Source organism: Ectothiorhodospira shaposhnikovii (genome assembly GCF_022227765.1).
Classification (GTDB): domain Bacteria; phylum Pseudomonadota; class Gammaproteobacteria; order Ectothiorhodospirales; family Ectothiorhodospiraceae; genus Ectothiorhodospira.
Genome location: NZ_JAJMLZ010000003.1, coordinates 208,180 through 222,062 on the forward strand (window position 1 = coordinate 208,180; position 13,883 = coordinate 222,062).

The following is a 13,883-nucleotide window of genomic DNA, read 5'->3' on the forward strand; positions in this document are numbered from 1 at the left end:
TCTCTTGAGGTTGTGTCTGCATGAATCATCCAACCCTGGAATCTTTTGTGGGCAATACGCCCCTGATCCGTCTGCAACGTCTGCCAGGGCAGACCTCCAATACCATTCTGGCCAAGCTGGAGGGGAATAACCCCGCCGGCTCCGTCAAGGATCGCCCGGCCCTGCACATGATACAACGTGCCGAGGCCCGAGGTGACATTCGTCCCGGCGATACCCTGATCGAGGCCACCAGTGGCAATACGGGCATTGCCCTGGCCATGGCGGCCGCCATCAAGGGTTATCCCATGATCCTCATTATGCCGGCCAACATGAGTGCGGAACGGCGGGCCGCCATGAAGGCCTTCGGCGCCCGGATCGTCCTGGTCAGCAAGGAGGAGGGCATGGAAGGCGCCCGCGACCTCGCTCAGCAGATGCAGGCCGAGGGCAAGGGGCGGGTGCTGGATCAGTTTGCCAATCCGGACAATCCCCTGGCCCACTATGAAACCACCGGACCGGAGATCTGGCGCGATACCGAGGGCGGCGTCACCCACTTCGTCAGCGCCATGGGTACCACCGGCACCATCATGGGGGTTTCCCGTTATCTCAAGGAACAGAATCCCGGGGTGAGGATCATCGGTGTGCAGCCGGCGGAAGGGGCCGCCATCCCCGGTATCCGGCGCTGGCCCGAGGCCTATCTGCCCAGGATCTATGAGCCCGAGCGGGTGGATACGGTCATGGACGTGAGTCAGGGCGAGGCGGAAGATACCATGCGTCGCCTGGCCGCGGAGGAGGGCATCTTCGCCGGCGTCTCCTCCGGGGGGGCCGTGGCCGCCGCCCTGCGCCTGTCGGCCGAACTCGAGAACGCGGTGATCGTGGCCATCATCTGCGACCGGGGGGATCGCTACATCTCCACCGGGGTCTATCCCGCATGAGCGTGGCATTGTCAGAACCGGTGATGGTCTTCGATATCGAGACCATTCCCGATGTGGCGGGTGGTCGCCGGCTCCTGGGCCTGGATGGTCTGGGAGACGCGGAGGCCGCCAAGGCCATGTTCCAGCTCCGGCTCCAGAAGACCGGCAGTGAGTTCCTCGCGCATCACCTGCATCGGGTGGTGGCCATTTCGGTGGTGCTCGCCACCCGGGATCAGCTCCGGGTCTGGTCCCTGGGCGGACCGGAGTCCGACGAGGCCGAGCTGGTCCGGCGCTTTTTCGAGGGTATCGAGCGCTATGCGCCCACCCTGGTGACCTGGAACGGCGGCGGCTTCGATCTGCCGGTGCTCCACTACCGCAGCCTGCTGCATGGGGTGTCGGCCCCGCGCTACTGGGATACCGGCGATGACGACCGCAATTTTCGCTACAACAACTATCTCTCCCGCTACCACTGGCGTCACCTGGACCTGATGGACGTGCTGGCGGGTTTCCAGATGCGCGCCAATGCCCCTCTGGACGAGGTGGCTTCCCTGCTGGGCTTTCCCGGCAAGATGGGCATGAGCGGCGCCGATGTCTGGGATGCCTGGCTGGCCGGTGACATCCAGGGCATCCGCCATTACTGCGAAACCGACGTCCTCAATACCTATCTGGTCTATCTGCGCTTCGAGCATCTGCGCGGTCGTCTGAGTCCTGAAGGACTGGCCCGCGAACAGACCCGCCTGGCCGAGATGCTGGCCGCCGCGTCCCAGCCCCACCTGCATGAATTTCTGGCAGCCTGGCAGGGTGCCTCCGCTTCCTCCACCTGAATCGATCGATCACATCCATGAGTTCCCGACGCCGATCCCGGCTGCCCCAGGAGGCAGTCCAGACCCGTATTGACGCCATCACCCACGAAGGACGGGGCGTTGCCCGCATCGAGGGCAAGACCGTCTTCATCGATGGCGCCCTGCCCGGGGAAACCGTCACCTTCCGCTATCACAAGCAGCATCGGCGCTATGACGAGGGTCGGGTGGAGACGGTGCTGGAGGCCTCGCCGGACCGGGTCGAGCCCCGTTGCCCCCATTTCGGCCTGTGCGGCGGTTGTGCCCTGCAGCACATGGACCCGGCGGCCCAGGTGCGGGCCAAGCAGCAGGTCCTGCTGGATGATCTGCGGCACATCGGTGACGTGGCCCCGGATGAGATCCTGGCACCCATCACCGGCCCGGTCTGGGGCTATCGCCGCAAGGCCCGGCTGGGGGTGAAGCATGTGCCCAAAAAGGGGGGCGTGTTGGTGGGATTCCGGGAAAAGGGCAGCCCCTACCTGGCGGCCCTGACCACCTGCGAGGTGCTGCATCCGGCGGTGGGGCAGCGGATCATGGTGCTGCGGGAGCTGATGGGCCGGCTACGGGCCCGGGACCGCATTCCTCAGATCGAGGTGGCGGTGGATGACGCCGACCAGGTGGCCCTGGTGTTTCGCAATCTGGACCCGCTCGATGCCGCGGATCAGGCAATCCTGACGGGTTTTGGTCAGGAAACCGGATTGCAGGTCTGGCTGCAGCCCGGCGGTCCGGAAACCATCACGCCGCTGTGGCCGACCTCCCCTCCGGTGCTGACCTATGGCCATCCCGGGTACGGCACTCGGGTACCGTTCGCCCCGGTGGATTTTTTCCAGGTGAACACCCCCATCAACCGGGTCATGGTGCCGCGGGCCTTGTCCCTGCTGGAGGTGGCGCCGGAACACCGGGTACTGGATCTGTTCTGCGGTCTGGGCAATTTCACCCTGCCCCTGGCGGGGATGGCGCGGGAAGTCATCGGCGTGGAAGGGGATGCGGCCATGGTGGAACGGGCGCGCCGCAATGCGGTCGAAAACAGCATCGACAATACCCGTTACCATGCCGCCGATCTGGCCGCCGATCCGGGCAACGCCCCCTGGCTGTCGGGTCCGGTGGACCGGGTGCTGCTGGATCCACCCCGTTCCGGGGCCCGGGAGGTGCTGGCGCCGCTGGCCCGTCTGGGGGCCGAGCGCATGGTCTATGTGTCCTGCAATCCGGCCACTCTGGCGCGGGATGCGGGGGAACTGGTCCACCGGCACGGGTATCGTCTGGTCGCCGCCGGTGTCATGGACATGTTTCCCCATACGGCCCACGTGGAGTCCATGGCACTGTTCGTCCGGGCCTGAACCTGCGAGGCAGTGCCGTCATGATCGACACCACCACCCTGGTCCTGGGCAAGGGACTGCTGACCGCCGCCGTGTTGCTGGGCCTGTGCGGATGGCAGATCCTGTCGGTGCGCCGCGCCCTGGCGGCGCGGCGGCGGGCGCGGGAATCCCCGCCCCCGGACCGCACCTGAAGCGGGGTCAGAGATCCCGCAACAGTTCGTTGATGCCCACCTTGGAACGGGTTTTTTCATCCACCCGCTTCACGATCACGGCGCAGTAGAGGCTGTACTTGCCGTCCTTGGACGGCAGGTTGCCGGATACCACCACCGAGCCGGCGGGGATGCGGCCGTAGGTCACTTCGTCCTTCTCCCGGTCATAGATGCGGGTGCTCTGACCGATGTAGACCCCCATGGAGATCACCGAGCCTTCCTCCACGATCACCCCTTCCACCACTTCGGAGCGGGCGCCGATGAAGCAGTTGTCCTCGATGATGGTGGGAGAGGCCTGCAGGGGTTCGAGCACGCCGCCGATGCCCACGCCCCCGGAGAGGTGCACGTTCTTGCCGATCTGGGCACAGGAACCCACGGTGGCCCAGGTGTCCACCATGGTGCCGGCATCCACATAGGCGCCGATGTTCACGTAGGAGGGCATCAGCACCACGCCGGGGGCGATGTAGGCGCCGCGCCGGGCGGTGGCGGGCGGCACGATGCGCACGCCGCTCTCGCGCAGTTCCCGGGAATTGCTGTCGGCCCACTTGGCGTCCACCTTGTCGTAATAGTGGGTGAAGCCGCCCTTCATGAGCTGGTTGTCGTTGATGCGGAACGACAGCAGCACGGCCTTCTTGAGCCACTCGTTCACCACCCACTGGCCATCACGCTTTTCAGCCACCCGGGCGGTGCCCCGGTCCAGCATGTCGATGGCTTCCATCACCGCATCCTTGAGGCGGGTGTCGGCATTGCGCGGGTTGATCTCGACGCGTCTTTCAAAGGCGTCTTCGATGAGGGTCTGGATATCGGTCATGGAAATACTCCGGTGATATGAAGGTAACAAGGAGGAGGATAGCCGGGGATCGGCTGATTCAGTGATCCGTCAGGAACGCCCGGATGCGCTGGGCGGCTTCCACGCATTCCGCCAGGGGGGCCACCAGGGCCATGCGCACCCGGTTGCGGCCGGGGTTGCCGGCGGCGGTGTCCCGGGACAGGTAGCTGCCGGGCAGGACGGTGATGTTCCAGCGGGCAAAGAGTTCGCGGGCGAAGCGCTCGTCATCCATGGGGACTTCCGGCCACAGATAGAACCCCGCGTCGGGCCGGCTCACGGGCAGGACATCACTCAGGATTTCAAGGACAGCGTCGAACTTGCGGCCGTAGAGATCCCGGTTTTCCTCCACGTGGGTTTCGTCATTCCAGGCCGCGATGCTGGCCGCCTGTACCGGGGGCGCCATGCTGCAGCCGTGGTAGGTCCGGTATTGATGAAAGGCCGTCATGACCCGGGCATCACCGGCCACGAAGCCGGAACGCAGTCCCGGCAGGTTGGAGCGCTTGGACAGGCTGTGGAAGACCACCACCCGGTTGAAGTCGCCCTGGTGTCGGGCCGCGACCCCAAGCAGGCCCGGCGGTGGTGGCTGGTCGTTGAAATAGATCTCGGAATAGCACTCGTCCGCGGCGATGATGAAGTCATGGCGATGGGCCAGTTCCAGCACCCGCACCAGGTAATCTTCCGGCATCACGCTACCGCTGGGATTGCCCGGGCTGCACAGATACAGGAGCTGGCAGCGGTCCCACTGTGCCGGCGTGACGGCATCCAGGTCCGGGAGGAAGCCGTGCTCCGGCAACAGGTCCATGAAGCGGGGTCTGGCGCCGGCCAGCAGGGCGGCCCCTTCGTAGATCTGGTAGAACGGATTGGGCATGAAGACTTCCGCCGGTTGCCGGCTGCGGTCCACCACGCACTGGGCCAGGGCGAACAGGGCTTCCCGGGTGCCGCTCACGGGCAGGATATGATGCTGGGGGTCCAGCAGGCCCGCGGGCAGGCCGAAACGTCGGCCGGCCCATCCGGCGATGGCCTCGCGCAGGGCATCCGAACCCCGGGTGAGGGGGTAGCCCGACAGGCCGTCCAGATGGGTGATGAGGGCCTCCCGGGCCACGGCGGGCGCGGCGTGTCGGGGTTCGCCGATGGACAGGGCGATGTGTCCGAGTGCGGCCGGGGGCGTCGCCCCCTGCTTGAGGGCGGCCAGCTTCTGGAAAGGGTAGGGTTGCAGTCGATCCAGATCGGGATTCATCGTGCCGTGTCGTCGGTGGTCGGTTGAACGGCGCGACAGTATACGCCATAACGGCGTGTCCCGGCCGATCCGCCGGTCCTCATGGGGTCTGCGGGCTGGTGGCGGGGTCCTGCAGCGCCTCCCGCAGGCGATCCGTGATCAGCTGCCGTCGTTCCGGGTCCTGGATGGGCTGGTCATTCAGTTCGGTGACGTAGAATACGTCATCGGCCTGCTCGCCGGCGGTGGCGATCTTGGCATTGTAGACTTTGACCCCGCAGTCCATCAGCACAATGCCGATCCGTGACAGCAGTCCCGGCCGGTCAGCCGTGGAAATGGACAGTACCGTGCGGTTGTGGTGGGGCAGGGGATCGAAGCTCACCTGGGTGGCCACGTCGAAATGCTTGAGCCGGCGCGGGGTGGTGCGCCGGATGACCCCGGGGCGCTTGTCCGGATCGTTGAGTCTTTCCCGGAGCAGTCGGCCGATTTCCTGGACTCGCTCGGCACTGGCGATGGGCTGACCGGTGTCTTCCAGTACCAGGAAGGTATCCAGGGTGCGATCGGTGCGCGTGGTGATGATTCTGGCATCCACGATGTCCAGTCCCAGCTGGGTCAAGGCGGTGGCGGCCAGGGCAAAGAGATGGGGGTGATCCCGGGTATAGAGGAAGATCTCGGTGCTGCCGCGGGCGGTTTCCTGGCGCACCAGGACCAGCGGCAGGTCCGCTTCATCCACCTCATGGATGGCGCGGGTGTGCCAGGCGATCTCGTCGGCGGAATGGCGCAGGAAGTATTCCGCGTCGAAATGGCTCCAGATCCGCAGGCAGTCGGAGGCCGTCATGCCCTGTGCCTGGAGCAGTTCCAGGGCATGGGTCTGTACCTCGCCCACCAGTTCGTCCTGGTCCGGCGGATTGTCCAGGCCGCGGCGCAGCATGCGCTGGGTGGAAGCGTATAGGCTGGAGATCAGCGAGCTTTTCCAGGAATTCCAGAGCTGTGGATTGGTGCCCTGGATGTCCGCCACGGTCAGCAGATAGAGATGGTTCAGGCGCATGCTGTTACCCACCTGGGCGGCAAACTCCATGACCACTCCCGGATCGGAGATGTCGCGCCGCTGCGCGGTCAGGGACATGAGCAGGTGGGCCTTCACCAGCCAGGCCACCAGATTGGCGTCATGGACCGCCAGGCCATGATGCAGGCAGAAGTGCCGCGCCTCGTCGGCGCCCAGTTCGGAATGATCGCCACCGCGCCCCTTGGCGATGTCATGAAACAGCCCCGCCAGATAGAGCAGCTCCGGCTTGGGGATCTGGCGGAACAGCCGCGCACATTCGGGCAGGTCACTCTCGTGCTCGGGCGCGGCGAAGCGCCTGAGATTGCGAATCACACCCAGGATGTGTTCATCCACGGTATAGATGTGGAACAGATCGTACTGCATCCGGCCCACGATCATGCCGAAGGCCGGCAGATAGGCGGCCAGTACCCCGTAACGGTTCATGCGCCGTAGCTGCCGGGTGACCCCGTGGGGTTGGCGCAGGATCTCCATGAACAGGGTGCGGCAGGCGAGATTCCGGCGGAATTCATCATCGATCAGGTGCCGCTGGGCGCGGATCTCGCGGATGGTGGAAGCCCGGATGCCCTTGAGTTCCGGGTGTTGCTGCAGCAGCAGGAAGGTCTCCAGCAGGGCCGGGGGGTACTGGCGGAAGACCTGGGGATGGGTGATCTCCAAAAAACCCCGCCGGGCCTGGAAGCGGCGATTGATGGGCACCACCTCGTCACTGTGGTCCTCCAGCAGGATGGCTTCGCTGAAGTGCTGCAGCAGCATTTCATTGAGCCGCTCAAGCCCCATCACCGTGCGGAAATACTGCTGCATGAACTGTTCCACGGCCAGATTATGGTCCTGGTCGGTGAAGCCCAGCAGGTTGGCAAGGCGGCGCTGAAAATCGAACAGCAGCCTGTCTTCCTTGCGACCGCTGAGCATGTGCAGGGCAAAACGTACCCGCCACAGATAGCTCTGTCCGGCCACCAGGTCGTGGCACTCCGCTTCGGTGAGAAACCCGTGGGATACCAGTTCTTCCAGGGCGCTGGCGCCGAAATGGCGTTGGGTCACCCAGCCGATCATCTGGATGTCCCGCAGGCCGCCGGGACCTTCCTTGAGATTGGGTTCCAGGCGGTAGGCGGTTTCGCCGAAACGCTGGTGCCGGGCCTCCTGTTCCGCCAGTTTGGCGGCGAAGAACTCGCGGCTGTTCCACATGCGCTCCGGGGCGATTCGCGCCCTCAGGGCCTCGAACTGGCCGGTCGGCGTCAGCAAAGGACGGGATTCCAGCAGGTTGGTGGCGACGGTGATGTCCCGCGCGGCCTCCCGGGTGCAGTCATCCAGGGTGCGCACGCTGTGCCCGACCTCAAGGCCGATGTCCCAGAGAAAGGTGAGGAACTGCCCGATTCGTTCCTCCTGCTCCCGGTTCAGGGGGGTATCGAAGAGCACCAGGATGTCGATGTCCGAGCCGGGGTGCAGTTCCCCCCGGCCGTAGCCACCCACGGCCACCAGGCCCAGTCCGGCCTGGTGGTGGAGCGACAGGGCCTCCCAGGCCGCCACCAACAGGCGATCCATGGCGGCAGCCCGGGCCTGGACCAGGTCGGTGACGTCCACGCCGTCGGTGAAGGCCGTTTCCAGGTCCTTGCGTACCCGGGTGACGAGGGCCGCATATTGCTGCCGGTCCGGCGGTTGCCCGTGGCGAAGGGCCTGGTATGCCGCCTCCCAACTCAGGCGATGGGCGATATGGGGCGGCAGAGGGGTCAGGGGGCTCATGGGGGCAGGCTCAACAAGGCGGGGTCTCGTCCTTGCGCAGGGTGAGAATTTCATGACCGTCCTCGGTCACGAGGAGGGTATGCTCCCACTGGGCGGACAGGCTGTGGTCCTTGGTGACCACGGTCCAGCCGTCGGCCAGCAGGCGGGTATGACGCTTGCCCACGTTGACCATGGGCTCGATGGTGAAGGTCATGCCGGGTCTGAGTTCCACCCCTTCCCCCGGGCGTCCGAAGTGCAGGACCTGAGGGTCCTCATGAAACTCCCGGCCGATGCCGTGGCCGCAATATTCACGTACCACACTGAAGCGTTCTCCTTCCACATAGGTCTGGATGGCATGGCCGATATCGCCCAGGCGGACGCCGGGGGCCACCATGCCGATGCCGCGCCACAGGGCTTCATGGGCCACATCCACCACACGCTGGGCCTGCACGGAGGGCTTGCCGATGATGAACATGCGACTGGTGTCCCCATGATAGCCGTCCCGGATCACGGTGACGTCGATGTTGACGATGTCGCCGTCCTTGAGGCGACGGTCGCCGGGGATGCCGTGGCAAACCTGGTGGTTGATGGATGTACAGATGGACCGGGGGAAGCCGCGGTAGTTCAGCGGGGCCGGGATGGCACCCTGTACCCGGGTGATGTGGTCGTGGCAGAGCCGGTCCAGTTCGCCGGTCGTGATGCCCGCCCGCACATGGGGGGCGATCATGTCCAGGACCTCGGCGGCACAGCGGCCGGCCAGGCGCATTTTTTCGATTTCTTCCGGGGTCTTGATATTGACGGGCATGCTGGGGAGGGTCCGGGGTAGGGCGCTTTGGCCGGCGCCGATCGGGTCCGGCGGGCCGCGCTATGCGTTTGTTGTGAAAGACCGTTTATGGTATAAAGCGCCCGCGCTCCATGCAAACCAAACTGCGGGTGCGTACTTCATCCATTTCATTGTTCTGAATCCACACATGCGCCGGCACGTTCAGCGGGGTGCCCCGAAAAGGGGTTGCTGTTCGGGGCGCATGGAGGCCCAACCCGAGGAGATCCTCTCGTCATGCCTAACGTGACCATGCGTCAAATGCTCGAAGCCGGTGTCCATTTCGGTCACCAGACCCGTTACTGGAATCCCAAGATGGACCAGTACATCTTCGGGCATCGCAACAAGATTCACATCATCAATCTTGAAAAGACCGTTCCCCTTTTCAATGATGCCATGAACTACCTGGGCAAGATGGCCGCCAACGGCGGCAAGATCATGTTCGTGGGCACCAAGCGCTCCGCCCGTGACCTGGTGGCCGAGCATGCCCAGCGTTGCAAGATGCCCTACGTCAATCACCGCTGGCTCGGCGGTATGCTGACCAACTTCAAGACCGTGCGCGAATCCATCCGTCGTCTCAAGGAACTGGAGACCATGAAGGAAGACGGTACCCTGAACCGCCTGAGCAAGAAGGAAGCCCTGATGCGCACCCGCGAGATGGAAAAGCTCGAGCGCAGCCTGGGCGGCATCAAGGACATGCCCGGTCTGCCGGACGCCATGTTCGTGATCGACGTGGGCTATGAGCGCATCGCCATCAGCGAAGCCCGCAAGCTGGGCATCCCCGTGGTCGCCGTGGTGGACAGCAACAACTCCCCCGAGGGCGTCGACTACGTCATTCCCGGCAACGATGATGCTATGCGTGCCATTCAGCTCTATCTCGCCGCCGCGGCCGACGCCGTGTGCGACGGCCTCAACGTGGCCCGCACCACCGCCTCCAGCGAGTTCGTCGAGGTGGAAGAGGCCGCTGCCCAGCCCGCCGCCGAAGCCGGCGACAAGTAACGCGCTGCCGGGGCCGCGCCCGCTTGCGGGGGCGGCCCCGGCGACACAGATTGAATTCAGGAGTTACCCCATGCAGATTACCGCATCCATGGTTAAGGAACTGCGCGAGCGTACCGGCGCAGGCATGATGGAATGCAAGAAGGCGCTGGCCGAGGCCGGCGGCGACATGGAAGCCGCCATCGAGCAGATGCGCAAGTCCGGCGCCGCCAAGGCCGTGAAGAAAGCCGGTCGCGTGGCCGCCGAAGGTCAGGTGATGGTTGCCGCCAGCGAAGACGGCCGCCGTGCCGCCATCGTGGAAGTCAACTGCGAAACCGACTTCGTGGCCAAGGATGACAACTTCCAGGGCTTCGTCCGCCTGGTGGCCGACACCCTGGTGGCCCAGGCCCCCGTCGACGTGGAGGCCCTGATGGCCCTGTCCACCCCGGAAGGCACCCTGGAAGAAGTCCGTGCCGGTCTGGTGGCCAAGATCGGCGAGAACATCCAGGTACGTCGCTTTGAAGTGATCAACAGTGACGGCCGTCTGGGTCATTACCTGCACGGCACCCGCATCGGCGTGCTGGTCGAAATGAACGGTGGGAATGATGACCTGGTCCGTGATGTGGCCATGCACATCGCCGCCAGCCGTCCGGTCTGCGTCGATGAGTCCCAGGTGCCTCAGGAATTGCTGGAGCAGGAAAAGAACATCTTCCGCGCCCAGGCCGAGGAAAGCGGCAAGCCGGCCGAAATCATCGAGAAGATGATCGGCGGTCGCATCAAGAAATACCTGGCGGAAATCACCCTGGTGGGTCAGCCCTTCGTCAAGGACCCCGACAATACCGTGGGCAAACTGCTGCAGGACGCCGGCGCCCAGGTGAACCGCTTCGTGCGTTACGAGGTGGGTGAAGGGATCGAGAAGAAGGTGGAGAATTTCGCCGAAGAAGTGATGGCCCAGGCCAAGGGCGCTTGATATCTTCTGTATCCTGATGATGGTGGCTCCACATGGGGCCGCCGTCGTCCGCATGAGTGTCCCGGTTCACCGGGGGCACCCGGTTTCAGGCTCGACACAATACAAACAAGGTTTCCCATGAGTGACGACAAGCGTCCCGCCTATAAGCGTATCCTTCTGAAGCTGAGTGGCGAGGCCCTGATGGGTGACCTGGATTTCGGCATCTGTCCGGACATCCTGGCCCGGGTTGCCCGCGAGGTGTCCGAACTCAGTCGCCTTGGCGTGGAGGTGGCCATCGTCATCGGCGGCGGTAACATCTTCCGTGGTGCCGGCATGGCCCAGGGCGGCATGGACCGGGTCACGGCCGACCACATGGGCATGCTGGCCACGGTGATGAATGCCCTGGCCATGCAGGATGCCCTGGAGCGGGAAGGCAAGTTCTGTCGCGTCATGTCCGCCCTCAAGATCAATCAGGTCTGCGAGGACTACATCCGTCGTCGCGCCGTGCGTCATCTGGAAAAGGGGCGCATCGTCGTCTTTGCCGCCGGCACCGGCAATCCCTTCTTCACCACCGACACCGCGGCCAGCCTGCGGGCCATTGAGATGAACACCGATGTCATGATCAAGGCCACCAAGGTGGACGGTGTCTATGACTCGGACCCCATGACCAATCCCGATGCCCGCCGTTACGAGCGCCTCACCTACGAGGAGGTGCTCACCCGCCGTCTGGGCGTCATGGATGCCACGGCCATCGTGATGTGCCGGGACAATGACATGCCGATGCGGGTCATCAACATATTCAAGGAAGGGGATCTGCTGCGCCTGATCATGGGCGAGAATGTGGGTACCCTGGTCGAGAGAGGTTGAACAGCATGATTGAAGCTATCAAGAAGGATGCCGCGACCCGCATGGGCAAGAGCATCGATTCCCTGCGCCAGGAAATGGCCAAGATCCGCACGGGGCGTGCCCACACCAGCCTGCTGGACCACGTGATGGTGGAGTATTACGGCAGCGAGGTACCCATCAATCAGGTGGCCAACGTGGGCGTGGAGGATTCCCGCACCCTGACCGTGACCCCCTGGGAACGGCCCATGGTGGCCAAGGTGGAGAAGGCCATCATGAACTCGGACCTGGGTCTGAACCCCTCCACGGTGGGTGCTGTGATCCGTGTTCCCATGCCGGCCCTTACCGAGGAGCGTCGCAAGGACCTGGTGAAGGTGGTGCGTCACGAGGCGGAGAATGCCCGTGTCGCCATCCGCAACATCCGTCGTGATGCCAACAACGAACTCAAGAACCTGGTCAAGGACAAGTCCATTTCCGAGGATGAGGATCGCAAGGGCCAGGAAGAAGTGCAGAAGCTGACCGACCATTACATCGCCGAAGTCGATCGTGTGCTGGCGGAAAAGGAAAAGGAACTGATGGCCGTCTGAGCCGCGGGATGAACCACCGATAGTGACTCAAGCGCCCGCCAGTAAACCGGGTATTCCGTGTCATGTGGCCGTCATCATGGATGGTAACGGTCGCTGGGCCCGTGCCCGTCATCTTCCCCGCACCGAAGGTCATCGCCAGGGCGTCAATGCCGTCCGGATGGTGGTGCGTACCTGTGCTTCCCGCGGGGTCAAGGTGCTCACCCTGTTCGCCTTCAGCAGCGAGAACTGGCGCCGGCCCCGGCAGGAAGTCGGGACCCTGATGGAACTGTTCGTGGGCTCGATCCGCCGTGAACTGCCGGAGTTGGAGGAAAAAGGCATCCGGCTGCGTTTCATCGGTGATCGCAGCGCCTTTTCCTCGCGGCTTCAGGACCGCATGGCGGAGGCGGAGCAGCGCACCCGTGACAATACCCTGATGGAGCTGGTGGTGGCGGTGAGCTACGGCGGGCGTTGGGACATCACCCATGCCGCCGCCGCGTTGGCCGAAAAGGTCCGCGCCGGTGTGCTGACACCCGAGCAGATCACGCCGGAGATCCTGGATGCCCATCTCTCGACCGCCGGTCTGCCCGACCCGGATCTGTTCATTCGCACCGGCGGGGAAAAGCGGGTGAGCAATTTCCTGCTCTGGCAGTTGGCCTATACGGAGCTGTTCTTTACCGACGTGCTCTGGCCGGATTTCAGCGAGGACGACCTGAACCAGGCCTTTGCCTGTTTTGCCGGCCGTCAGCGCCGTTTCGGATATATCGAAGAGCAACTGGCCGGAGGCAGTGGTGCTTAAACAGCGAGTCATAACCGGCCTTCTGCTGGCCGTGGTGGTGTTTTCGGCGGTCCTGTTGCTACCGTCTTTCTGGTTCGGCCTTGCGGTACTGGCCGTGTGTCTGGGGGGGGCCTGGGAATGGGCCCGACTCTGTGGCCTGGAATCCGGTGGGCAGCGAGGTCTGTATGTGACCGGGGTCGCCGCCCTGGCCGGACTGGGTGCCTTCACGGCCTTCGCCCTGGACCAGATCTGGCCAGTGGTGCTGGGTGTCCTGTGGTGGGGTGGGGTTCTCGTGGTGCTGGCCTTCTACCGGCCGGCCGGCCGGGAGGGCCGGATCCTTTGGCGTCGCTATGGGCTGGGCAGTGCCGGTGTACTGACCCTGGTACCCGCCTTCATCGCCCTGGTCTGGCTGCATCAGGTACAGCCCGCCCTGGTGCTCTACCTCATCCTGCTGACGGCGACGGCGGACAGCGCCGCCTATTTCGCCGGGCGCCGTTTCGGTCGTCACAAGCTGGCACCACGCATCAGCCCGGGCAAGACCCGTGAAGGTCTGCTGGGCGCCCTGATTGCCATCGTTCCCTTCGGTCTGCTGGGCGCCTGGTATTTCGGCGTGATTCCCGCCCTGTGGTTCTTCTTTGTCTGTCTGTGTCTGGTCACGGCCCTGGTGTCCGTGGCCGGAGACCTGTTTGAAAGCGTGCTCAAGCGGGAAGCCGGTGCCAAGGACAGCGGTGCCCTGCTGCCCGGACACGGCGGCATTCTGGATCGCATCGACAGCCTCACCGCGGCAGCCCCCGTCTTCCTGATGGGCCTCCTGTGGGGCGTAATTATGGCAAGATAGTCCTTTGACGGCGAAAGCGGTCTTTGCCGGGGCCCGGCTTGC

At 64.4% G+C, this 13,883-nt stretch carries 14 protein-coding genes; 10 read left to right on the top strand and 4 right to left on the bottom strand.

Annotated elements, in window-relative coordinates; all coding sequences use genetic code 11:
* Nucleotides 1-20 precede the first annotated feature (20 nt).
* Genes cysM through LQD11_RS05890 form a run of 4 tightly spaced genes read left to right on the top strand, consistent with a single transcriptional unit; the run spans nucleotide 21 to nucleotide 3,236 of the window.
* Nucleotides 21-911 (top strand): cysteine synthase CysM, encoded by an 891-nt coding sequence (gene cysM / locus LQD11_RS05875; protein ID WP_238616697.1) that lies wholly within the window; start codon nucleotides 21-23, stop codon nucleotides 909-911.
* A complete protein-coding gene (locus LQD11_RS05880; RefSeq protein WP_238616698.1) occupies nucleotides 908-1,714 on the top strand; it encodes a 3'-5' exonuclease in 807 nt (268 codons plus the stop codon). Before cysM ends, LQD11_RS05880 begins: the two co-directional genes overlap by 4 nt.
* 17 nt (nucleotides 1,715-1,731) lie before the next feature.
* On the top strand, nucleotides 1,732-3,066 hold the full coding sequence (rlmD, locus tag LQD11_RS05885) for a 23S rRNA (uracil(1939)-C(5))-methyltransferase RlmD (protein ID WP_238616699.1): 1,335 nt from the start codon (nucleotides 1,732-1,734) through the stop codon (nucleotides 3,064-3,066).
* A gap of 20 nt (nucleotides 3,067-3,086) precedes the next feature.
* Nucleotides 3,087-3,236: a hypothetical protein gene (locus LQD11_RS05890; protein WP_008932269.1), complete on the top strand. Its 150-nt coding sequence runs from the start codon at nucleotides 3,087-3,089 to the stop codon at nucleotides 3,234-3,236.
* A gap of 7 nt (nucleotides 3,237-3,243) precedes the next feature.
* Here LQD11_RS05890 and dapD read toward each other — a convergent pair whose 3' ends face one another.
* The 4 genes from dapD to map form a co-directional block, all read right to left on the bottom strand.
* Nucleotides 3,244-4,065 carry a 2,3,4,5-tetrahydropyridine-2,6-dicarboxylate N-succinyltransferase gene (gene dapD / locus LQD11_RS05895; protein WP_008932270.1) on the bottom strand — a complete coding sequence of 274 codons (822 nt, stop codon included), beginning with the start codon at nucleotides 4,063-4,065 and terminating at the stop codon, nucleotides 3,244-3,246.
* A gap of 58 nt (nucleotides 4,066-4,123) precedes the next feature.
* Complete coding sequence (gene dapC / locus LQD11_RS05900; protein ID WP_238616700.1) at nucleotides 4,124-5,320, bottom strand: succinyldiaminopimelate transaminase; 1,197 nt, start codon at nucleotides 5,318-5,320, stop codon at nucleotides 4,124-4,126.
* Between the two features lie 79 nt (nucleotides 5,321-5,399).
* Nucleotides 5,400-8,096 carry a [protein-PII] uridylyltransferase gene (gene glnD, locus LQD11_RS05905; protein WP_238616701.1) on the bottom strand — a complete coding sequence of 899 codons (2,697 nt, stop codon included), beginning with the start codon at nucleotides 8,094-8,096 and terminating at the stop codon, nucleotides 5,400-5,402.
* 10 nt (nucleotides 8,097-8,106) lie between these two features.
* Complete coding sequence (map, locus tag LQD11_RS05910) at nucleotides 8,107-8,880, bottom strand: type I methionyl aminopeptidase (RefSeq protein WP_238616702.1); 774 nt, start codon at nucleotides 8,878-8,880, stop codon at nucleotides 8,107-8,109.
* Nucleotides 8,881-9,132: 252 nt separating this feature from the next.
* On the opposite strand from map, the gene rpsB reads away from it, so the two are divergent.
* The 6 genes from rpsB to LQD11_RS05940 all read left to right on the top strand — a co-directional run bounded on the left by rpsB (nucleotide 9,133) and on the right by LQD11_RS05940 (nucleotide 13,841).
* Entirely contained in the window at nucleotides 9,133-9,894 is a 762-nt protein-coding gene (gene rpsB, locus LQD11_RS05915) for a 30S ribosomal protein S2 (RefSeq protein ID WP_238616703.1), read from the top strand.
* A gap of 70 nt (nucleotides 9,895-9,964) precedes the next feature.
* Nucleotides 9,965-10,840 (top strand): translation elongation factor Ts, encoded by an 876-nt coding sequence (gene tsf, locus LQD11_RS05920; protein WP_238616704.1) that lies wholly within the window; start codon nucleotides 9,965-9,967, stop codon nucleotides 10,838-10,840.
* 117 nt (nucleotides 10,841-10,957) lie between these two features.
* Nucleotides 10,958-11,686 carry a UMP kinase gene (pyrH, locus tag LQD11_RS05925; protein ID WP_238616705.1) on the top strand — a complete coding sequence of 243 codons (729 nt, stop codon included), beginning with the start codon at nucleotides 10,958-10,960 and terminating at the stop codon, nucleotides 11,684-11,686.
* A 5-nt stretch (nucleotides 11,687-11,691) separates the two neighbouring features.
* The gene (gene frr, locus LQD11_RS05930; RefSeq protein WP_238616706.1) at nucleotides 11,692-12,249 is read left to right on the top strand and encodes a ribosome recycling factor; all 558 of its coding nucleotides are present in this window, start codon (nucleotides 11,692-11,694) and stop codon (nucleotides 12,247-12,249) included.
* A 22-nt stretch (nucleotides 12,250-12,271) separates the two neighbouring features.
* Nucleotides 12,272-13,024, top strand: a complete 753-nt coding sequence (gene uppS, locus LQD11_RS05935; protein ID WP_338081474.1) for a polyprenyl diphosphate synthase — start codon at nucleotides 12,272-12,274, stop codon at nucleotides 13,022-13,024.
* A complete protein-coding gene (locus LQD11_RS05940; protein WP_238616707.1) occupies nucleotides 13,017-13,841 on the top strand; it encodes a phosphatidate cytidylyltransferase in 825 nt (274 codons plus the stop codon). Before uppS ends, LQD11_RS05940 begins: the two co-directional genes overlap by 8 nt.
* Nucleotides 13,842-13,883 lie beyond the last annotated feature (42 nt).